This is a genomic window from Pseudomonas sp. CC120222-01a, assembly GCF_003097235.1.
Classification (GTDB): domain Bacteria; phylum Pseudomonadota; class Gammaproteobacteria; order Pseudomonadales; family Pseudomonadaceae; genus Aquipseudomonas.
In genome coordinates this window covers 276,580-296,385 of the sequence record NZ_QEQQ01000005.1, presented here as the reverse complement: position 1 = coordinate 296,385, position 19,806 = coordinate 276,580, and the positions used below count along the sequence as shown (strand labels likewise).

Here is a 19,806-nt window from a genome sequence, read left to right as displayed (position 1 = left end):
CACTGATGGCGTTGAATCTGAAAGGCCCAAGGAACCGCCGCCATGAACCTGTCCCTGTACCTGCTCACCGTCCTGATCTGGGGCACCACCTGGATCGCCCTGAAACTGCAACTTGGCGTGGTCGCCATCCCGGTGTCGATCGTCTACCGCTTCGCCCTGGCCGGCCTGATCCTGTTCGCCATTCTCCTGCTCACCCGCCGCCTGCAGCCGATGAACCGGCGTGGCCACCTGATCTGCCTGGCGCAGGGTTTCTGCCTGTTCTGCGTCAACTTCATGTGCTTCCTCACCGCCAGCCAATGGATCGCCAGCGGCCTGATCGCCGTGGTGTTCTCCACAGCCACCTTGTGGAATGCCCTTAACGCCCGGATCTTCTTCAGCCAGAAGATCGCCAGCAATGTCCTCGGAGGCGGTGCGTTGGGCTTGCTCGGCCTGGGCCTGCTGTTCTGGCCCGAGCTTTCGCACCACACGGCCAGCCGCGAAACCCTGTACGGCCTGGGCCTGGCACTGCTTGGCACATTGTGTTTTTCGGCCGGCAACATGCTCTCCAGCATGCAGCAGAAGGCCGGGCTCAAACCGATGACCACCAATGCCTGGGGCATGGTCTATGGCGCGTCGATGCTGGCCATGTATTGCCTGGTCAGCGGCATCCCCTTCGCCATGGAATGGAACACCCGCTACATCGGTTCGCTGCTGTACCTGGTCATCCCTGGCTCGGTGATCGGTTTCACCGCCTACCTGACCCTGGTCGGGCGCATGGGGCCGGAGCGGGCGGCCTATTGCACCGTGCTGTTCCCGCTGGTGGCGCTGAACGTGTCGGCGTTTGCCGAAGGCTACCAGTGGACGACACCGGCGCTGCTGGGCCTGGTGGCGGTGATGGCGGGCAATGTGCTGGTGTTCCGCAAGCCTCGGCCCAAGCCGGCTGCCGCCATGGCTTGAGGCTGCCAAAAAATGCCGGGTAGGGCGTTGGTGGCTGGCTAGACTCTTCTGCGGAAGTCTTTATCCGGGGAAGGGAGATGCCGCCACCGCCGTCATGGGACAAGCCACTTACGCCTGTACAACTGTGGCTGCTCTGCTGCGCGGCGTTGCTGCTGCATGTCCTGCCGTTGCTGATGGCCGACATGCCGTTTCTCGACGACTACGCCCGTGAGCATCTGGCGCGCAATGACTGGATGGACGTAGGGCGGCCGTTGATGGTCGCCTTCTACGCCGCACTCAGTTTCGCCCCCGCTGCCGTGAACCTCTACCCGTTACCGCTGCTGTTGGCGGTGCTGGTAACCGGGTACGCGCTGGTGCGTTTGCTGCGCTACTGGTTCGAGACACCGAGCCTGAGCAGCGTGCTGTTGGTGTTGCCCTTGTGGTTCCAACCGTACTTCCTGCAGAACCTTTCCTACCAGTACGACGGCGCCAGCATGGCGTTGTCCATGGCAGCGGTTGTCTGGGCCATCACACTGGGCACGCAGCACTTGCGAGGCGGGTTGTGCGGGGTGTTGCTAGTGACTGTCGGCGCTGCGCTCTATCAACCCAGCGTCAACGTGTTTGCCGGGCTCTGTGCGCTGGAGGTGATGCGCCGAGTGATCGAGGGTGACCGGGGTGCAGTGGTCTGTCGGCTGGCTATGGCACGTGCGGGGCAGCTTCTGCTGGGCGTTTTGCTGTACTACGCCAGCAGTGCCTGGCTGGTGACCTCGACGCGCGGCGGCTTGTTGCCGCTGGATGGGCGATGGCTGGCCGAGATATTGGCGCGACTGAGGACCACGGCCGAGGTCGTCAGCTTGCTGATCACCCCCGGTAATGCCTGGCTGTTCGCGCTCCTGCTGCTCTGCACCGCGTTGGCATTGCTGCGTGAGTTGCAGCGAGTGTGGCAACGTCAGGCCGCTGTGGGCGAGCGGCTGGGTTTGATGACGGTCTTGCTGGCGGCGATTGTGCTGGTTGTCCTGTGTGTCCCTGGCTTCATCTTGTTGCTGGCGGAGTTCGAGCAGTCGGTGCGGGTGTTGATGGGGCTGGGTATCCTGCTGATGCTGTTGTATGTCCTGGTTCACCGGGCACTGGCCAGTTGGTCACGCTTGCGTTTGCTGGCGCTGGTCACGCCCTTGCTGTTCATGCTGGCGTTCTCGTTCGCCTATGGCCGGGTGCTGGTCTTGCAGAAAGCGTTGCATCAGTCCATCGCGCAGATGCTGGCCCATGATCTGCTGTCGCTTGGCAAGGCAGAGCATTACTACGTGCTCGGCTACTGGTTGAAGCGCCCCTGGATTCCAGCGGCGGCGGGCACCTTGCAGGCCATGCCGGCCATGGCGAAGGTCCACGCCTACAACTACCTGGTGCTGCCCGAGATGCTGCCCCGCGTGGGCATCGACGAACTGCACACGTTCTACCAGCCACCACCGCTGGGCCGGCAGCAGGTGCTGGCGGCCAGCCCGACGCCGCAGGTGTCGAACCGCTTCTATGACATCCACCGGGTCGGCGACGACGCCTACGTGCTGGTCAAGCCGCCAGAAGGATATGGCCAGTGACCTGGCACCATTTTGCCCGCTACGGCCTGGTCGGCATCGGCAACACGCTGGTGCACTGGCTGGTGTTCTTCGGCCTGCACCTGGCGCTGGGCCTGAAGCAGGCACCGAGCAACCTGCTGGCCTTTGCCGTGGCTGCTACCGTGTCCTACCAACTTAACGCCCGCTACACCTTCGCGGTCAGGCCGACCGGCAAGCGCTACCTGCTGTTCCTGCTTGGCATGGGCTGCCTCAGCCTGGGGCTGGGAGCGCTGTCTGACCTGGCGGGCCTGTCGCCCTGGCTGACCTTGCTGACTTTCTCGGCAACCAGCCTGGTTGCGGGCTACTGCTTTTCGCACACCGTTGTGTTCAAACGGAGGGGCTCATGAACATTACCCTGATCGTGCCGGTGTTCAACGAGCAGGACACCCTGGAGCGCTTCTATGACGCGGTGCGCGGCGAACCGACGCTACAGGACGTGACGGTGGAGATCCTGTTCGTCAACGACGGCAGCAGCGATGCCAGCGAAGACATCTGCGCCGAGTTGGCGGCGCGGGACGAGTGGGTCACGGTGGTTAATTTTTCGCGCAATTTCGGCAAGGAATCGGCGCTGTTCGCCGGCCTCGAATATGCCGAAGGCGATGCCGTGGTGCCGATCGATGTCGACCTGCAAGACCCGGTCGACGTGATCGCGCAGATGATCGCACTGTGGCGGGATGGCGCCGACGTGGTACTGGCCAAGCGCCGTAGCCGAGCCGCCGATACGCCCCTCAAGCGCTGGAGTGCGCGCTTTTACTACCGCCTGCACAATCGTATCGCCTCGACCCATATCGAAGAGAACGTCGGCGATTTCCGCCTGCTCGACCGCAAGGTGGTGGCTGCGATCCGCCAGTTGCCGGAGCAGCAGCTGTTCATGAAGGGGGTGCTGTCGTGGGTGGGCTTTCGCACCGCGATCGTCGAATACGACCGGCCGGAGCGCGCCGCGGGCAACAGCAAGTTCAGCTTCTGGCGCTTGTGGAACCTGGCACTGGATGGCATCACCTCGTTCAGCACCGTGCCGCTGCGGCTGTGGAGCTACGTGGGAGCAGGGGTGTCGTTGTTCGCCTTTGCCTTTGCGGTGTACATGCTGATCGACAAGATGCTGCACGGCAATGATGTGCCGGGCTACCCCTCGATGATGACGGCGATCCTGTTCCTGGGCGGGGTGCAGCTGATTGGCATCGGGATACTGGGGGAGTATGTCGGGCGGGTCTACCAGGAGACCAAGCATCGGCCGCGGTATGTGGTGCGCAAGGTGTTGGGACGTCGGCGTCAGCCTAGGTAAGATCTGTTGTTAGTACTGGCCTCTTCGCGGGCACGCCCGCTCCCACAGGCTTGAGCCTTGTGCGTTACCTGTGGGAGCGGGCGCGCCCGCGAAGACGCCGGTACAGGCGCTAGAGAACCTTCAACCTTTCCAAACCTGTGGATTCACCAGATCCCGTGGCCGCTCACCGAGCAACGCCGCCCGCAGGTTCTCCATCGCCCGGTTGGCCATGGCCTCGCGGGTCTCGGCAGTCGCCGAACCAATGTGCGGCAAGGTCAGCGCATTGGGCAGCTGGAACAGCGGCGACTCGCTCAGCGGCTCCTTCTCATACACATCCAGCCCTGCGCCGCGAATGGTGCCGTTCTGCAGCGCCTCGATCAGCGCCGCCTCGTCGACCACCGGGCCACGGGCGATGTTGATCAGGAACGCGCTCGGTTTCATCAGCTTCAGTTCACGGGCGCCGATCAACTTGCGCGTGGCGTCGGACAGCGGCACCACCAGGCAGACGAAGTCGGCCTCGGCCAGCAGCTGCTCGAGGCTGCGGTACTGGGCGCCCAGTTCCTGTTCCAGCGCGGTCTTGCGGCTGTTGCCGGCATACAGGATCGACATGTTGAAGCCGAAGCGGCCGCGGCGGGCGATGGCGGCGCCGATATTTCCCAGGCCGACGATGCCCAGCGTCTTGTCATGCACATCGCTACCGAAGTGCGAAGGGGCAACCGTGGCCTGCCAGTTGCCGGCCTTGGTCCAGGCGTCGAGCTCGGCGGTACGGCGGGCGCAGCCCATGATCAGCGAGAAGCCCAGGTCGGCGGTGCTTTCGGTGAGCACGTCTGGGGTGTTGGTCAGGGCGATGCCGCGCTCGTTGAAATAGTCGACGTCGTAATTGTCGAAGCCTACCGAGACGCTGGACACCACTTCGAGCTTGCCCGCGCCTTCGAGCTGCGTGCGGCCGAGCTTGCGGCCGGCGCCGATCAGGCCGTGGGCCTCGGGCAGGGCTTCGTTGAACTGGGCACTGATATCGCCGAGCTTGGGGTTCGGCACGATCACGTTGAAGTCTTGCTGCAGGCGCTCGGCCATGGCCGGGGTGATGCGGCTGAAGGCCAGGACGGTCTTTTTCATCGGGCAACTTCTCAGGGCGGTGGCTGGGGTTGATTGGTTAGCAACCTACCATTGTCCACCGCCGTGGTGCAGCAGCTTTTTCAGTTGGCGATCAGCAATTCATGGGTTTTCAGGTCGGCCTCATGGGCCGCCAGAATTTCCGGCAGCGAGTTGCGCAGGTATTCGACCCAGGTCTTGATCTTGGCATCCAGGTACTGGCGCGAAGGGTAGATGGCATACAGGTTCAGTTCCTGCAGCCGGTACTCCGGCATCACCCGCACCAGGCTGCCGTCACGCAGGCCATCGATCACCGAGTAGATCGGCAACACGCCCATGCCCATGCCGCTGCGGATCGCGGTTTTCATCGCATCCGCCGAGTTGACCTGGAACGGCGAGCTGGTGATGTTGACCAGTTCCTGGCCTTCCGGGCCGTCGAACAGCCATTTTTCCAGCGGGATCACCGGGCTGACCATGCGCAGGCAGGAATGCTGGAGCAGGTCGATCGGCTTGTGCGCAAAACCATGCTTGGCCACGTACTCGGGCGAGGCACAGACAATGCTGTAGGTGATGCCCAGGCGCTGCGAGACGAAACCGGAGTCTGGCAGCTCGGTGGCCAGCACGATGGACACGTCGTAACCCTCGTCGAGCAGGTCGGGCACGCGGTTGGCCATGGTCAGGTCGAAGGTCACGTCCGGGTGCGACTCGCGGTAACGGGCGATGGCATCGACCACGAAGTGCTGACCGACCCCGGTCATCGAATGCACCTTCAGCTGGCCGGCGGGCCGGGCATGGGCGTCGCTGGCTTCGGCTTCGGCTTCTTCGACGTAGGTAAGAATCTGTTCACAGCGCATCAGGTAGCGCTTGCCGGCTTCGGTCAGGGCGATGCGCCGGGTGGTGCGGTTGAGCAGCCGGGTTTGCAGATGGGCTTCCAGGTTGGAGACCGCCCGCGACACGTTCGCGGTGGTCGTATCCAGTTGCGCCGCGGCAGCGGTAAAGCTGCCTAGCTGGGCTACGCAACTGAAAGCACGCATATTTTGCAGGGTGTCCATGGGTCACTCTCAAGGTAGAGGACAAAATTGTGTCACGAAGTAACGCGAATGTGCGTTCGACCAAAGCCGGATTATCGCTGTTTCGGTAACAAAGATTCGCAGGAATATGCGCTTATCGCCAGTGCAGCGGCCCCCTAGAATTGCCCGGCCCCTCCACCTCTTCCTCGGGAAATCGCAGCTGTGCCGCGTCGCATCATCAGAACGCTTCAAGTGTTCAGTGCCTGTGCCCTTAGTCTCACCTTGAGCGGCTGTATCGGAACCTGGGGTATCGCCCCGCAAAGCAAGACCCTGCAAGCCAATACCTTGACCACCGACGCGGCCATTCGCGAAGCGGCCAGCGACGCGCACTGGCCTGAGCAGCGCTGGTGGCAGGCCTATGGCGACCCACAACTCGACCGCTGGATCGACCTGGCCGTGGCCGGTAGCCCGAGCCTGGCCATGGCGGCGGCGCGTGTGCGTGAAGCCAAGGCCATGGCCGGTGTGGTCGAGTCGGCGGAAAAGCTCCAGGTCAATGGTGACGCCACGCTCAAGCGGCACAACTGGCCCGAGGATCAGTTCTACGGCCCTGGCGCGTTGTCGGGCGCCAACACCTGGGACAACAACGCCGCCTTCGGCTTCAGCTACGCGCTGGACCTGTGGGGCCGCGAACGCAACGCCAGCGAGCAGGCGGTGGACCAGGCGCACATGAGCGTGGCCGAGGCCCGCCAGGCGCAGCTGGAACTGCAGAACAACGTGGTGCGTGCCTACATCCAGCTGAGCCTGCATTTCGCCCAGCGTGACATCGTCAAGGCCGAGCTCGAGCAGCAGGAGCAGATCCTGGCCCTGGCCAAGCGTCGCCTGGACGGCGGCATCGGCACCCATTTCGAAGTCAGCCAGGCCGAGGCACCGCTGCCCGAAACCCATCGCCAGCTCGACAGCCTCGACGAGGAAATCGCCCTGACCCGCAACCAGCTGGCGGCGCTGGCGGGCAAAGGCCCAGGGGAGGGCGCACAGTTGCAACGGCCGACCCTGGCCCTCGCGGCGCCTCTGAAACTGCCATCGAACCTGCCAGCCGAACTGGTCGGCCAGCGACCGGACGTGGTCGCCAGCCGCTGGCAGGTCGCCGCCCAGGCCCGTGGCATCGATGTCGCCCATGCCGGTTTCTTCCCCAACGTCGACCTGGTCGGCAGCCTCGGCTTCATGGCCACCGGCGGTGGCCCGCTGGAGTTCCTGACCGGGCGCAAGTTCAACTACAACGTCGGCCCGGCGATCAGCCTGCCGATCTTCGACGGCGGCCGCCTGCGCTCGCAACTGGGCGTTGCCTCGGCGGGTTATGACGTGGCCGTGGCGCGCTACAACCAGACAGTGGTCGGTGCGCTGAAGAACATTTCCGACCAGCTGATCCGCCGGGAATCGATGAAGGAGCAGTCGCACTTCGCCGCCGAGTCGGTGGCCGCTGCACAGAAGACCTACGACATCGCCACGGTAGCCTTCCAGCGCGGCCTGACCGACTACCTCAATGTGCTCAATGCGCAGACCCTGTTGTTCCGCCAACAGCAGGTGCAGCAGCAGGTGCAGGCTGCACGCCTGATTGCCCATGCCGAGCTGGTCACCGCCCTGGGCGGCGGCCTGCAGGCTGGCCAGGACGTGCCGAAGGAAGAACGCCAGGCCGCGCCGAAAACCCCGGCCACCCTGGCCATTTTCGACAAGAAGCCGGATAACGCCGAATGAGCACTTCCAGTTTGCCCGTGCGCTGGCTGCAGAGCCTGGAATGGCGCCGGGGCTTCTTCGCCTGGGCGCGCACCGACGGGGTGACCTGGGTGTACATCTTCAAGGTGCTGGCGGCCGCGTTCATCACCCTGTGGCTGGCCATGCGCCTGGAATTGCCGCAACCGCGCACGGCGATGATTACCGTGTTCATCGTCATGCAGCCGCAGAGCGGCCATGTGTTCGCCAAGAGCTTCTACCGGGTGCTTGGCACCCTGGCCGGCTCGGCGATGATGGTCGCGCTGATTGCCATCTTCCCGCAGAACACCGAACTGTTCCTGCCCAGCCTGGCAGTGTGGGTTGGCCTGTGCTCGGCCGGCGCCATGCGCTACCGCACCTTCCGCGCCTATGGCTTCGTGCTCGCCGGCTACACCGCGGCGATGATCGGCCTGCCCGTGCTGCAGCACCCGGACCAGGCGTTCATGGCGGCCGTATGGCGGGTGCTGGAAATCGCCCTGGGCATCCTGGTGTCGACCTTCGTCAGCGCTGCGATCCTGCCGCAGTCGGCCAGTGCCGCCATGCGCAACGCCCTGTACCAGCGCTTTGGCGTATTCGCCGGGGTAGTGGTGGAAGCCTTGCGTGGCGATAGCCAGCGCGACCGCTTCGAGAGCAGCAACGTGCGCTTCGTCGCCGAAGCGGTGGGGCTGGAGAGCCTGCGCAACGTCACCGCCTTCGAAGACCCGCACATGCGCCGCCGCTCTGGCCGCCTGGTGCGCATGAACAGCGAGTTCATGGCCATCACCACCCGCTTCAACGCCTTGCACCGCCTGCTGGAGCGCCTGCGCGCCCGCGGCCCGCTGCAGATCGTCGGCGCCATCGAGCCGGGCCTGAACACCTTGGTGGAGCTGCTGCAGCCCTATGTCGGCCGGGCCCTGACCGACGCCGATGCGCTGCGCCTGACCCTGGAGCTGGCGGCCTACAAGGAAGGCCTGCAGGCGCAGGTGCGTGGCCTGCGCGCCGACTATGTGGCAACCCAGCCCAGCGAATCCGACCTGCTCGACTTCCACACCGCGTTCGAGCTGCTCTACCGCTTCGTCGACGAGATGTACAGCTACGCCGAGACCCACGCCTCGCTGGCCGCGCACAAGCACGAGCGCGAGCAGTGGGACGAACCCTACGTGGCGCAGACCAGCTGGCTGGTGTCGCTGGCCGCTGGTGTGCGCGCTTCGGCGGTGCTGTTGCTGCTGGGCAGCTACTGGCTGATGAGCGACTGGCCCAGCGGCGCCATGATGACCCTGATCGCCACCGTCACCGTGGGCCTCTCGGCCGCTTCGCCGAACCCCAAGCGCATGTCGTTCCAGATGGCCTGCGGCACGGCGATCGGGGCTTTCATCGGCTTCTTCGAAACCTTCTTCGTGTTCCCCTGGATCGACGGCTTCCCGCTGCTGTGCATGGTCCTGGCGCCGGTGTTCGTGCTCGGTGCATTCCTCTCGTCGCGGCCGGCGTACGCCGGTTACGGCATTGGCCTGCTGGTGTTCTTCGCCATCGGCTCGGTGCCCAACAACCTGACCGTCTACGACCCGTACAGCTTCATCAACGACTACATCGGCATGGTCATCGGCATGTTCGTCTGCGCTGCGGCAGGGGCGATCATCCTGCCGCCGAACAGCCGCTGGCTGTGGAGCCGCCTGGAGCAGGAGCTGCGCGGGCAGGTGCTGTTTGCCATCAGCGGCCGCCTGCGCGGCCTCGGCTCGGCCTTCGAAAGCCGCACCCGCGACCTGTTGCACCAGGCCTATGGCCTGGCGGCCGGCAAGCCGCAGGTGCAGAGCCAACTGATGGGCTGGATGTTCACCGTGCTGGAGATCGGCCACGCGATCATCGAACTGCGCAAGGAGCAGGCCCGTGCCCCGATCCACCCGGCCTACGCCGAGTCACAGCCGTGGCGCCAGGCCATTCGGGTCATGGGCCGCGCCCTGGCCCGCCTGTTCCTGCAGCCCAGCGCCAGCAACCACGAGCGCGCACTGGTCGCGGTGGACCACGCCATCGCTCGCGTGCAGGCCACCGACGAACCTTTCGCCCGGCACTTCGACACCTCGGTGCTGCGCCGTGCGCAGAGCTACCTGCACTTCATCCGTTCATCCCTGCTGGACCCACAGTCGCCGCTGGCACCGGCGAAAGGACTTCATCATGCCCCGTGAGATCGCCTTCCATGGCGTGTACATGCCCACTATGACCTTGATGTTCCTGTTCGCCCTGGGCCTGGCCTGGGGCCTGGACCGGTTCATTGCCAGCCATGATGGCTACCGCTTCTTCTGGCACCCGGCGCTGCTGCGCCTGAGCCTGTTCGTCTGCCTGTTCGGCGCCCTGGCGCTGTCGCTCTACTGGTGAGAATCCTTCGATGAAAAAGTTCTTCAGCCTGATCGCCACCCTGCTGGTGCTGACCGCTGCCGTGGTGATCGGTCGCCAGTTGTGGTTGCACTACATGACCACGCCGTGGACCCGCGATGGCCGCGTGCGCGCCGACATCATCAACGTCGCCGCCGACGTGCCGGGCTATGTGGTAGATGTGCCGGTCAAGGATAACCAGCGGGTGAAGAAGGGCGACCTGCTGATCCAGATCGACCCTGAGCACTACCAGCTGGCGGTCGACCAGGCCAAGGCCTTGGTCGCCTCGCGCAAGGCCACCTGGGAAATGCGCAAGGTAAACGCCAAGCGCCGCGCCGACATGGACAACCTGGTGATCTCCAAGGAAAACCGCGACGACGCCAGCAACATCGCCAACTCCGCCCTGGCCGACTACCAGCAGGCCCAGGCTGAACTGGCGGCGGCCGAGCTGAACCTCAAGCGCACCCATATCGTCGCCACGGTAGACGGCTACGTGACCAACCTGAACATCCACAAGGGCGACTATGCGCGTACCGGCGAAGCGGTGATGGCAGTGGTCGACGAGAACTCGTTCTGGGTCTACGGCTTCTTCGAGGAAACCAAGTTGCCGCATGTGAAGGTCGGCGACCAGGCCGAGCTGCAGATGATGAGCGGTGAGCGCATCAAGGGGCATGTGGAGAGCATCGCCCGCGGCATCTACGACCGCGACAACCCACAGAGCCGCGAGCTGATCGCCGATGTGAACCCGACCTTCAACTGGGTGCGCCTGGCGCAGCGGGTGCCGGTGCGGATTCACATCGATGAAGTGCCGGACGGTTTCCTGCTGGCGGCGGGGACGACCTGTACGGTGGTGGTGAAGCCGAGCGAGGGATAAAGCTGATCACGTGAAATGTCGTGAACGTGTTGTTCGTTGCAGGGGGCGGAGGGGCTTTAGGAAAAAGCCTACTTGAATCAAGGAAAAGTCGATGGGGGCAGCTATTGGCGTTGTATTTCCAGGGGAGCAGTCTGGGACGCCATTAAAGCAGTCCGTCGCCTGTTTGAGGAAGTCTCCCCATGCCTGATAAACCGTTGGCTCTGATCGACACGCCCCAGGGTTACAGTACCTGGCTTGCTGATCTGAAAGTCCGGATTCATAAAGCCCAGCAAAAGGCCAGCCTTGCCGTGAATCGGGAGCTGGTAGGGCTTTATTGGCGTCTTGGGCGAGATATTATCGAACGTCAAGCAGCTCAAGGTTGGGGCGCCAAGGTCATAGGGCGGCTGGCTCATGACCTGAAAACCGCCTTTCCCGCGATGAAGGGGTTCTCTCGGGCCAATCTGATGTACATGCGTGCGTTTGCTGAAGCTTGGCCAGATGAGGCAATTGTCCAACAGGCTGTTGGACAATTGCCTTGGGGCCATAATCTGGTGCTGCTGACGAAGCTTAAGAAACCGGACGAGAGGCTTGCGTATGCGGCGCGAGCATCGGAGTGCGGGTGGTCACGATCCACCTTGCAGATGCACATCGAGTCCAGATTGCTGGAGAGGGAAGGCAATGTCACTTCCAATTTTTCAGAGCGGTTAAAGTCCCCAGGCACTGACCTGGCGGGTCAGCTTCTCAAGGACCCTTACCTGTTCGACTTTCTGGATGTTGGTCAGGAAGCCAGTGAGCGAGAGATTGAAGCCGCACTGGTAGAACACATTACTCAGTTTCTGCTTGACCTCGGAGCGGGTTTTGCCTTCGTTGGGCGCCAGGTCCCTGTGGAAGTTGGAGGCGATGATTTTTACATCGACCTCCTGTTTTATCACCTGAAGCTGCGCTGCTATGTGGTCATAGAGTTGAAGGCCGAAAAGTTCAAGCCGGAACATCTGGGGCAACTGAGCTTCTACCTCACGGCAGTTGACCTGCAGATGAAGCTGGAGCAAGACAATCCCACGATTGGCTTGTTGCTCTGCAAAGGCAAGAACAAGGTGGTCGCTGAATACGCCTTGCGTGGCAAGGCCCAGCCGATTGGCGTCGCTGAGTTTCAGTTGACCGATGCGTTGCCGGAAGAGTTACAGGCAAGCTTGCCCAGTATCGAGCAGATCGAGCGCGAGCTGGCTAGTCGTCAAGAGTGAGTGCTGCTATCTGGGCCTGGCATGTGCAGGCTCGCACTCTTTCAGCAATTGATCCCAATCGTCCGGAGGGTGGCCGGTTAGCAGCATCTTTTGAAAGATTTTGTAAGCGTCGTCGCTGCTGTCGTAGGCCCGCTTACAAGATTCGTCATTGACCCATGCCAGCACGATGATCCGGCTGGCAGCGTGGTAGCGAAAGAACAATCGGTATTGCTGGAAGAACTTCGCTCTGAACCAGTGCTTGTGGTCACTACCCAGCGTTGCGCCCTGCCGGTACTCCGCCTTGGTTGGGTCCTGGGGGATCACATCAAATGCCAAGCGTCTGATGGCCGCCAGCCGTTTGAAAGCATTCTTCTTCGTGTAACCCGCCGGGTCTTTCTGCATCTGAGCCTGAACTTGTGCGCTCAGCGCTTCCAGTTTGGCCAGGAACAGCGGGTGGGCAAAGACAGTCCATCCATGAATTACAAGCGGCTTCCTGTGCGCATCATTCATTCATCTTCCGCCGACAGAGGTTGATCCAGGTCGACCTCTGCATCACCCACGAGCTTGTCGAGGCGAGCGATGAGGTCAGCATCGACAACCTGCAACCGTTGAGGATTGGTGGCGATGTCGTGAGCCAGAAATTTCAGGAACTGGCCTAGCACGGGATCGTCCTCGGTTGCCTCTGCGCGGGTGAGTATCACATCACCGTCAGGGCGAATCGAGTAATGGATCTTGTCACGCTTTTTCAAGCCCAAAGCACGGCGCACTGTTTCAGGAACGGTGGTCTGGTAACGTTCGGTCAGCGTGGACTCGACTTCGAAGGTGGTAGCCATGGGCGGTTGTCCATAGAGTTACAACGATGCCTATCAAGGTAATGCGATTGCATTGCCTGGTCAATGCAATCGCATTACCTGACTGATCAGCGGTTCAAGCGGCCCCCACCAACACCGGCACCTCAACCCGGTCAATCACCTTCGCGCTGATCGACGGGTCCAGCAACCGCCCCAACCGCGACAGGTGGCGGTGGCCCATGATGATCAGCTCGCAATTCAGTGCCTGCGCCTTGGTGACAATCGCCTCGACCGGCTGCCCGGCGACCATGCAGCCCTGGCTGCTGAAGCCGGCCTCTTGCAGTAACTGAACGGCTTCACCCACGGCGCGATCGCCCAGGCGTTGCTCCTCGCAGGCGGCAGGGTATTCCTCCAGTTCCTCGGCGGTGTAGGGCGCGGGTTTGTCGTGCACGGCGAAGGTTGAGTCGATGGCCAGCAGCACGTGCAGTTCGTGCTCGCCGGGGCGGCAGTAGCGGCGGGCGAGCGTGAGCAGGGCGGTGGAGGCGGGTGAGGCATCGATGGCGATCAGGACGGGGCTGGGCATGTGGAATCCTTCTTGAAGCGGACAGATGATTCAGCAGGTCCGGCCCTTTCGCGGGCAAGCCCGCTCCCACAGGTACTGCACACCACTTGAGCATTGTGGGATTCCTGTAGGAGCGGGCTTGCCCCGCGAAAGGGCCAAGCCTGCCTATCGTTCATTTATGGCCGAACACGGCCAGTGAATAAATGCCCCACCACGCACGAGCGCATTGCGTCTGGTGCAATCCACCAACCTGCTACCATCGCCTTTCCCCACAGCTGTCACGGAAAATGGCCATGCAACTCCCGGACATGAACCTGCTCGTCGCCCTCGATGCCCTGCTCGATGAAGGCAGCGTGGTCGGCGCCGCGCAGCGCATGAACCTGAGCCCGGCGGCGATGAGCCGCACGCTGGGGCGTATCCGCGATGCCCTGGGCGACCCGATCCTGGTGCGTGCCGGCCGTGGCCTGGTGCCGACCCCGCGGGCGCTGGCCCTGCGCGAGCAGGTGGCGGCGCTGGTGGAGCAGGCTGGCGAGGTGTTCCGCAGCGCCGATGAGGTCGACCTGCCCCGGCTCGATCGCGCCTTCAACATTCGCACCAATGACCTGTTCATCGCCTTGTATGGCGCCCAGCTGCTGCGGCGCATGCATGAACAGGCGCCACGCACGGTGCTGCGCTTCGTGCCGGAAAGCCCTGGTGGCGATGACGACAGCGTGCTGCGCGATGGGCGCACCGACCTGATCATCAGCTCGACCGTCGACCTGGGCCCGGAAATCAAGGTGCAGAGCCTGTTCCAGACTTACTATGTCGGCCTGGCCCGACGCGACCATCCGATCTTCGACCAACCGATCACGCCGACCAGCTTCGCCAGTTATCCACAGATCAGCGTGTCTCGCCGTGGTCGGGCCAACGGGCCGATCGATGTCGAACTGGCCAACTTCAAGGTCCAGCGGCGGGTGGCGCTGATTACCCCGAGTTTCCATTCGGCATTGTTTTCGCTACCGGATTCCGACCTGATCCTGCCGATGCCGGCCAATATCCTCAACAGCGTGCATAAGCTCGGGCTGCCGTTGCGCTCGTTCGAGATCCCGGTGCCGCTGGAGCGGGTGACCGTGCTGCAGGCGTGGCACCCGCGCTTTCACAACGACCCGGCGCATCGCTGGCTGCGGCAGACCTTGAAGGCCTGTTGCAGTGTCGACCCTTGAGACCAGGTTGGATTCTTCGCGGGCATGCCCGCTCCCACAGGTACACCGCAACCCTCAATAACTGTGAATATCGCTGTGGGAGCGGGCGCGCCCGCGAAGCAGGCGACTCGGTTCAGGAACGGATTGCGCCTGGCGCAACTTAAACCTGCCGAGAAGTCAGTTTTCGTCAGCATTCGACCTTCTTAGACTGGCTCCAGTCGCAAATTTGTTGCTGGAGATGTCTGCCCATGAGTTCCCTGTCCGCCCCTTCTGCCGCGATTGCCGCCGCTCCCGCGCCGGCCGCACCTGCGCAGACGGCGTTCGGCCTGCGGGTGGTGGTCGGGCTGTTCGGTGTGTTGCTGGCCGTACTGTGTGCCGGCCTGAACGAGTCGGTCACCAAGATTTCCCTCGCTGACATTCGCGGCGCCATGGGCATTGGCGCCGACGAAGGGGCTTGGCTGCTGGCGGTTTACAGTGCTGCCTCGGTGTCGGCGATGGCCTTCGCACCTTGGCTGGCTACCACTTTTTCCCTGCGCCGCTTCACCATGAGTGCGGTCGGCCTGTTCGCCGTGCTCGGGCTGCTGCAACCGTTCGCCCCCAACCTGCACAGCCTGATGCTGCTGCGCGTACTTCAAGGCTTCGCCTCGGGTGCCCTGCCGCCGATGCTGATGAGCGTGGCGCTGCGCTTCCTGCCACCTGGCATCAAGGTCTATGGCCTGGCCTGCTACGCCCTGACCGCCACTTTCGGGCCCAACCTTGGTACGCCGCTGGCGGGCCTGTGGACCGAGTACGTCGGTTGGCAGTGGGCGTTCTGGCAGATCATCCTGCCCTCGGCACTGGCGATGTTCTGCGTCGGCTGGGGGCTGCCGCAGGACCCATTGCGCCTGGAGCGCTTCAAGCAGTTCGACTGGCGCGGCGTGTTGCTCGGCCTGCCGGCCATCAGCTGCATCGTCCTCGGCCTGTCGCTGGGTGACCGCTGGGGCTGGTTCGATTCGCCGCTGATCTGCTGGTTGCTCGGCGGTGGCGTGCTGCTGCTGGTGCTGTTCATGTACAACGAATGGTCCGAGCCGCTGCCGTTCTTCCAGCTGCGCATGCTGCAGCGGCGCAACCTCAGTTTCGCCCTGGTGACCCTGGCCGGCGTGCTGATCGTGCTGTCTGGCGTGGGCAGCATTCCATCGGCGTACCTGGCGCAGATCCAGGGCTACCGCCCGGCGCAGACCAGTCCGCTGATGATGCTGGTGGCCATGCCGCAGCTGATCGCGCTGCCACTGACTGCAGCGCTGTGCAACATCCGTGCGGTGGACTGCCGCTGGGTGCTGGCCATCGGCTTGGCCATGCTGGCGGTGTCGTGCGTGGGTAGCAGCTTGCTGACCAGCGAGTGGATCCGTGGCGATTTCTACCCGTTCTACCTGCTGCAGGTATTTGGCCAGCCAATGGCCGTGCTGCCGCTGCTGATGCTCTCCACCAACGGCATGAGCCCGCAGGAAGGGCCGTTCGCCTCCAGCTGGTTCAACACCGTCAAAGGCCTGGCCGCCGTGATTGCCGGTGGCCTGCTGGATGCCCTGGGCACCCTGCGCCGGCACTTTCATTCCAACCACCTGGTGGACAGCCTGGGCAATGCCCCGCTGATCGACGACAACGCCGCGGGCCTTGCCAAGCGCCTCCATGACCAGGCGCTGGTGCTGACTTCGTCCGACCTGTACCTGGTCATGGCCTGCATCGCCGTGGCGCTGATCTGCCTGATTCCTTTCGTGCCTACCCGGGTCTATCCGCCGCGCGCGGTGGCCTGAACCCTGGATGAATTCGAGACACTGAACATGACCAACAACCGTAAAACCCTCTTGATCGGCTCGGTGCTCGCCGTGGCCGTGCTGGCCGGCATCGTCGGCCCCTGGCTGTTCGGCAGCGACCACCGGCAGAGCACCAACGATGCTTACGTGATCGCCGATTACACCGTGGTCGCCCCCAAGGTCGCCGGCTTCATCAAGGAAGTACTGGTCGAAGACAACCAGCAGGTGCAGGCCGGCCAGTTGCTGGCGACCATCGATGCCCGTGATTACCAGGCGGCGCTGGATGCTGCCCAGGCCCAGTTGTTGGTAGCCAAGGCGCAAAGCGCCGATGCCCGCGCCACCCTGGAGCGCCAGGCCGCACTGATTGCCCAGGCCCAGGCGGCGGTGACGGCGGCCCAGGCTGAAGCGGCGTTCGCCGACCATGAGGTCAACCGCTACAGCCGCCTGGCCGAGCAGGGCGCCGGCACCGTGCAGAACGCCCAGCAGGCACGCAGCCGGGTCGACCAGGCCCGTGCCCGGCTAGCCAACGCCCAGGCGGCGCTGGTGGCGACACGCAAGCAGGTGGACATCCTCACGGCCCAGGTGGCCAGTGCCGACGGCCAGTTGAAGCGGGCCGAAGCCGGCCTGGAGAAGGCCCAGCTGGACCTGTCCTACACCCGCATCACCGCGCCGGTCGACGGCATGGTCGGCGAGCGGGCGCTGCGCGTCGGCGCCTTCGTCAACCCGGGTGCGCGCCTGCTGTCGGTGGTGCCGCTGCAGCATGCCTACGTGGTCGGCAACTTCCAGGAAACCCAGCTGACCCATGTGCAGCCCGGCCAGCCGGTCAGCATCAGCGTCGACACCTTCTCCGGTGAAACCCTCAAAGGCCATGTCGAGAGCATCGCCCCGGCCACTGGCGTGACCTTCGCTGCGGTGAAGCCGGACAACGCCACTGGCAACTTCACCAAGGTGGTGCAACGCATTCCGGTGAAGATCGTCTTCGATGACGGCCAGCCGCTGCTCGAACGCCTGCGCGTGGGCATGTCGGTCGAGGCAACCATCGACACCCACGGCGACAAGCTGGCCGGCAAAGAGGTGAGCGCCCGATGAAACCTGCCGTACGCTTGAGCCCGCTGCTGCTGGCCGTGCTGATGGCCGGCTGCACCCTCGGGCCGGACTTTCAACGCCCGGACAGCCAGGCACCACAGCAATGGGCAGCGCTGCAAGGCCAAGCCGCTGCCAGCCAGCCACAAGCCGAACCACTGGAGCTGCGCTGGTGGGAAACCTTCCATGATGCCCGCCTGAGCGCACTGATCCAGCGGGTTGCCGACAACAACCTCGACCTGCAGATGGCCAGTGCCCGCCTGCTGCAAAGCCGATCCCTGCGCGCCACAGTGGCGGCTGACGAAACGCCATCGGTCGATGCCAACGTCGGTTACAGCCGTGCCCGTAACAGCGCCGAAGGCTTGAGCGACCCGTCTGGCAATGCCGGCAAGTCAGCCTTCAACCTTTGGCAAGGCGACCTGGTCGCCGGTTGGGAGCTGGACCTCTGGGGCCGCGTGCGGCGCCAGGTCGAGGCCGCGGATGCTACCGTGGAAGTGGCCGAGAACGACCGCCGCGGTGTGCTGCTGGCGCTACTCGCGGAAACCGCCGGCAACTACATTCAGCTGCGTGCCGTGCAGCACACCCTGGACGTGACCCGCGACAACCTCAAGGTTGCCGAGCACAGCCTGAAGCTGTCCCAGGATCGCCAGGCCGAAGGTGTCGCCACCCGGCTCGACGTGGCCCAGGCCAGCGCTCAGGTGGCATCCATCGAGGCGCGACTGCCTAGCCTCGAAGCCCGGCGCGACGACCTGATCAACGCCCTCAGCCTGCTCGCCGCCGAACCGCCGCGCAGCCTGCAGGCCGAGCTGCTGCCAGGCGGTGAGCTGCCGGCTCCGCAGCAGACGTTTGCCATTGGCTTGCCGTCCGAGTTGGCCGAACGCCGCCCGGACATTCGCCAGGCCGAAGCGCGCCTGCATGCCGCGACCGCGAGCATTGGGGTCGCCAAGGCCGACTTCTATCCCAGCATCCGCCTGTCCGGCAGTGTTGGTTTCCAGGCCATGCAGCTGGCGGATTTTGGCGGCTGGGATTCGCGTCGCTTCGCCTTCGGCCCGCAGTTGTCGTTGCCGATCTTCGAGGGTGGCCGGCTCAAGGGCACCCTGCAACTGCGCGAGGCGCAGCAGCAAGAAGCGGCACTCAACTACCGCAAGGTGGTGCTCGGTGCCTGGCACGAAATCGACGATGTGCTACGCCTGTACAACGCCAGCCAGTTGCGTCGCGACCACCTGGCCGAAGCGGTGCGGCAGAACCGCATCGCCCTGGAAACCGCCCAGCGCCAGTATGTGGAAGGGGCGGTGGACTTTCTCAACGTGCTGACCGTGCAGGGTGCCTTGCTGGCCAGCGAAGAGCAGTGGATCGACAGTTCTGCCGCGGTGTCGCAGGCGCTGGTGGGGCTGTACAAGGCCTTGGGCGGTGGCTGGCAGGCATTCGATGAGCAGCCGCAGCATTCTCACAGTTAGAGAGGGAGCACAGATGCACATTTCCTTGAACGGCAAGCGCGCCATTGTCAGCGGCTCCACCGCCGGCATCGGCCTGGCGATCGCCATCGGCCTGGCCGAGGCGGGCGCCGAAGTGGTACTCAATGGCCGCACCCAGGCCCGTGTCGACGAAGCACTCAAGGCCGTGCGCGAGCGTCTGCCGCAAGCGCGCATCATCGGCATCGCCGCCGATCTGGCCACGACAGAGGGCGCGCAGCAGCTGTTCGATCAGGTGCCGCACACCGATATCCTGGTCAACAACCTCGGTATCTTCGAGCCCAAGCCGTTCTTTGAGATCGACGATGCCGACTGGCAGCGCTTCTTCGACGTCAACGTGCTCAGCGCCGTGCGCCTGTCGCGCCATTACGCCCAGGGCATGGCCGAGCGCAAGTGGGGGCGGGTGATCTTCCTGTCCAGTGAATCGGCGTTGCAGATCCCGACCGAGATGATTCATTACGGCATGACCAAGACAGCACTGCTGGCGGTGTCCCGTGGCCTGGCCGAGACCCTGGCCGGCACCGGGGTGACCGTGAACTCGGTGCTGCCGGGGCCGACCCGCTCGGAAGGCGTGGGCGATTTCTTTGCCAAGCTGGCGCAGGAACAGGGGGTTTCCAGCGATGAGCTGGAGGCCAATTTCCTCGCCGAGCACCGGCCGACTTCGCTGATCAAGCGGCTGGCGACTGTGGAGGAGGTGGCCAACATGGTGGTCTACCTGGCTTCGGTGCAGGCCAGTGCGACGACCGGGGCGGCCTTGCGGGTGGATGGCGGAGTGCTGCGCTCCATCGCCTGATTTTCTATTGCCTGTGCCGGCCTCTTCGCGGGCAAGCCCGCTCCCACAAGGATCAGCAAC

At 63.9% G+C, this 19,806-nt stretch carries 19 protein-coding genes; 14 read left to right on the top strand and 5 right to left on the bottom strand.

Going from position 1 to position 19,806, the window contains the following annotated elements:
* Positions 1–42 precede the first annotated feature (42 nt).
* The 4 genes from N430_RS09835 to N430_RS09820 all read left to right on the top strand — a co-directional run bounded on the left by N430_RS09835 (position 43) and on the right by N430_RS09820 (position 3,807).
* Positions 43–936: a DMT family transporter gene (locus N430_RS09835; protein WP_110635603.1), complete on the top strand. Its 894-nt coding sequence runs from the start codon at positions 43–45 to the stop codon at positions 934–936.
* Positions 937–1,013: 77 nt separating this feature from the next.
* Positions 1,014–2,507, top strand: coding sequence for a glucosyltransferase domain-containing protein (locus tag N430_RS09830; protein WP_110635606.1), 1,494 nt, complete (start codon positions 1,014–1,016; stop codon positions 2,505–2,507).
* Entirely contained in the window at positions 2,504–2,872 is a 369-nt protein-coding gene (locus N430_RS09825; RefSeq protein WP_110635609.1) for a GtrA family protein, read from the top strand. The genes N430_RS09830 and N430_RS09825 overlap by 4 nt, the downstream gene beginning before the upstream one ends.
* Positions 2,869–3,807 (top strand): glycosyltransferase family 2 protein, encoded by a 939-nt coding sequence (locus tag N430_RS09820; RefSeq protein ID WP_110635612.1) that lies wholly within the window; start codon positions 2,869–2,871, stop codon positions 3,805–3,807. The genes N430_RS09825 and N430_RS09820 overlap by 4 nt, the downstream gene beginning before the upstream one ends.
* Positions 3,808–3,927: 120 nt before the next feature.
* Here N430_RS09820 and N430_RS09810 read toward each other — a convergent pair whose 3' ends face one another.
* The gene (locus N430_RS09810; RefSeq protein WP_110635615.1) at positions 3,928–4,902 is read right to left on the bottom strand and encodes a D-glycerate dehydrogenase; all 975 of its coding nucleotides are present in this window, start codon (positions 4,900–4,902) and stop codon (positions 3,928–3,930) included.
* A gap of 80 nt (positions 4,903–4,982) precedes the next feature.
* Entirely contained in the window at positions 4,983–5,930 is a 948-nt protein-coding gene (locus N430_RS09805; RefSeq protein WP_110635617.1) for a LysR family transcriptional regulator, read from the bottom strand.
* A 180-nt stretch (positions 5,931–6,110) separates the two neighbouring features.
* Between N430_RS09805 and N430_RS09800 the strand changes: the two genes are divergently transcribed.
* The 5 genes from N430_RS09800 (at position 6,111) to N430_RS09780 (ending at position 12,095) form a co-directional block, all read left to right on the top strand.
* Entirely contained in the window at positions 6,111–7,640 is a 1,530-nt protein-coding gene (locus tag N430_RS09800; protein ID WP_110635620.1) for an efflux transporter outer membrane subunit, read from the top strand.
* Positions 7,637–9,814, top strand: coding sequence for an FUSC family protein (locus tag N430_RS09795; protein ID WP_110635623.1), 2,178 nt, complete (start codon positions 7,637–7,639; stop codon positions 9,812–9,814). The genes N430_RS09800 and N430_RS09795 overlap by 4 nt, the downstream gene beginning before the upstream one ends.
* Positions 9,804–10,004, top strand: a complete 201-nt coding sequence (locus tag N430_RS09790) for a DUF1656 domain-containing protein (RefSeq protein WP_008097766.1) — start codon at positions 9,804–9,806, stop codon at positions 10,002–10,004. Before N430_RS09795 ends, N430_RS09790 begins: the two co-directional genes overlap by 11 nt.
* A gap of 10 nt (positions 10,005–10,014) precedes the next feature.
* A complete protein-coding gene (locus N430_RS09785) occupies positions 10,015–10,875 on the top strand; it encodes an HlyD family secretion protein (RefSeq protein WP_110635626.1) in 861 nt (286 codons plus the stop codon).
* A 179-nt stretch (positions 10,876–11,054) separates the two neighbouring features.
* Complete coding sequence (locus N430_RS09780) at positions 11,055–12,095, top strand: YhcG family protein (protein WP_110635629.1); 1,041 nt, start codon at positions 11,055–11,057, stop codon at positions 12,093–12,095.
* Between the two features lie 6 nt (positions 12,096–12,101).
* On the opposite strand, the gene N430_RS09775 is transcribed toward N430_RS09780, so the two are convergent.
* From N430_RS09775 to N430_RS09765, 3 genes are all read right to left on the bottom strand, one after another.
* Complete coding sequence (locus N430_RS09775; protein ID WP_110635632.1) at positions 12,102–12,584, bottom strand: type II toxin-antitoxin system YhaV family toxin; 483 nt, start codon at positions 12,582–12,584, stop codon at positions 12,102–12,104.
* Positions 12,581–12,907, bottom strand: coding sequence for a type II toxin-antitoxin system PrlF family antitoxin (locus tag N430_RS09770; protein WP_110635635.1), 327 nt, complete (start codon positions 12,905–12,907; stop codon positions 12,581–12,583). Before N430_RS09770 ends, N430_RS09775 begins: the two co-directional genes overlap by 4 nt.
* 94 nt (positions 12,908–13,001) lie before the next feature.
* Entirely contained in the window at positions 13,002–13,448 is a 447-nt protein-coding gene (locus N430_RS09765; protein WP_110635638.1) for a universal stress protein, read from the bottom strand.
* Positions 13,449–13,720: 272 nt separating this feature from the next.
* Here N430_RS09765 and N430_RS09760 point away from each other — a divergent pair, with 272 nt between their 5' ends.
* The 5 genes from N430_RS09760 (at position 13,721) to N430_RS09740 (ending at position 19,746) form a co-directional block, all read left to right on the top strand.
* Positions 13,721–14,629, top strand: a complete 909-nt coding sequence (locus tag N430_RS09760) for a LysR family transcriptional regulator (protein WP_110635641.1) — start codon at positions 13,721–13,723, stop codon at positions 14,627–14,629.
* A gap of 227 nt (positions 14,630–14,856) precedes the next feature.
* Positions 14,857–16,398, top strand: a complete 1,542-nt coding sequence (locus tag N430_RS09755) for an MFS transporter (protein ID WP_110635644.1) — start codon at positions 14,857–14,859, stop codon at positions 16,396–16,398.
* A 27-nt stretch (positions 16,399–16,425) separates the two neighbouring features.
* Positions 16,426–17,487 carry an HlyD family secretion protein gene (locus N430_RS09750; protein ID WP_110635647.1) on the top strand — a complete coding sequence of 354 codons (1,062 nt, stop codon included), beginning with the start codon at positions 16,426–16,428 and terminating at the stop codon, positions 17,485–17,487.
* Positions 17,484–18,938: an efflux transporter outer membrane subunit gene (locus tag N430_RS09745; protein ID WP_110635651.1), complete on the top strand. Its 1,455-nt coding sequence runs from the start codon at positions 17,484–17,486 to the stop codon at positions 18,936–18,938. The genes N430_RS09750 and N430_RS09745 overlap by 4 nt, the downstream gene beginning before the upstream one ends.
* A gap of 13 nt (positions 18,939–18,951) precedes the next feature.
* Entirely contained in the window at positions 18,952–19,746 is a 795-nt protein-coding gene (locus N430_RS09740; protein WP_110635655.1) for an SDR family NAD(P)-dependent oxidoreductase, read from the top strand.
* The last annotated feature ends 60 nt before the right edge of the window (positions 19,747–19,806 follow it).

Bases quoted from the DNA above. Each gene is read 5' to 3' on its own strand.
- N430_RS09835 (WP_110635603.1), top strand. From the start codon at position 43: ATGAACCTGTCCCTGTACCTGCTCACCGTCCTGATCTGGGGCACCACC.
- N430_RS09830 (WP_110635606.1), top strand. From the start codon at position 1,014: ATGCCGCCACCGCCGTCATGGGACAAGCCACTTACGCCTGTACAACTG.
- N430_RS09820 (WP_110635612.1), top strand. From the start codon at position 2,869: ATGAACATTACCCTGATCGTGCCGGTGTTCAACGAGCAGGACACCCTG.
- N430_RS09810 (WP_110635615.1), bottom strand. From the start codon at position 4,902: ATGAAAAAGACCGTCCTGGCCTTCAGCCGCATCACCCCGGCCATGGCC.
- N430_RS09805 (WP_110635617.1), bottom strand. From the start codon at position 5,930: ATGGACACCCTGCAAAATATGCGTGCTTTCAGTTGCGTAGCCCAGCTA.
- N430_RS09795 (WP_110635623.1), top strand. From the start codon at position 7,637: ATGAGCACTTCCAGTTTGCCCGTGCGCTGGCTGCAGAGCCTGGAATGG.
- N430_RS09790 (WP_008097766.1), top strand. From the start codon at position 9,804: ATGCCCCGTGAGATCGCCTTCCATGGCGTGTACATGCCCACTATGACC.
- N430_RS09785 (WP_110635626.1), top strand. From the start codon at position 10,015: ATGAAAAAGTTCTTCAGCCTGATCGCCACCCTGCTGGTGCTGACCGCT.
- N430_RS09780 (WP_110635629.1), top strand. From the start codon at position 11,055: ATGCCTGATAAACCGTTGGCTCTGATCGACACGCCCCAGGGTTACAGT.
- N430_RS09775 (WP_110635632.1), bottom strand. From the start codon at position 12,584: ATGAATGATGCGCACAGGAAGCCGCTTGTAATTCATGGATGGACTGTC.
- N430_RS09770 (WP_110635635.1), bottom strand. From the start codon at position 12,907: ATGGCTACCACCTTCGAAGTCGAGTCCACGCTGACCGAACGTTACCAG.
- N430_RS09765 (WP_110635638.1), bottom strand. From the start codon at position 13,448: ATGCCCAGCCCCGTCCTGATCGCCATCGATGCCTCACCCGCCTCCACC.
- N430_RS09760 (WP_110635641.1), top strand. From the start codon at position 13,721: ATGCAACTCCCGGACATGAACCTGCTCGTCGCCCTCGATGCCCTGCTC.
- N430_RS09755 (WP_110635644.1), top strand. From the start codon at position 14,857: ATGAGTTCCCTGTCCGCCCCTTCTGCCGCGATTGCCGCCGCTCCCGCG.
- N430_RS09750 (WP_110635647.1), top strand. From the start codon at position 16,426: ATGACCAACAACCGTAAAACCCTCTTGATCGGCTCGGTGCTCGCCGTG.
- N430_RS09745 (WP_110635651.1), top strand. From the start codon at position 17,484: ATGAAACCTGCCGTACGCTTGAGCCCGCTGCTGCTGGCCGTGCTGATG.
- N430_RS09740 (WP_110635655.1), top strand. From the start codon at position 18,952: ATGCACATTTCCTTGAACGGCAAGCGCGCCATTGTCAGCGGCTCCACC.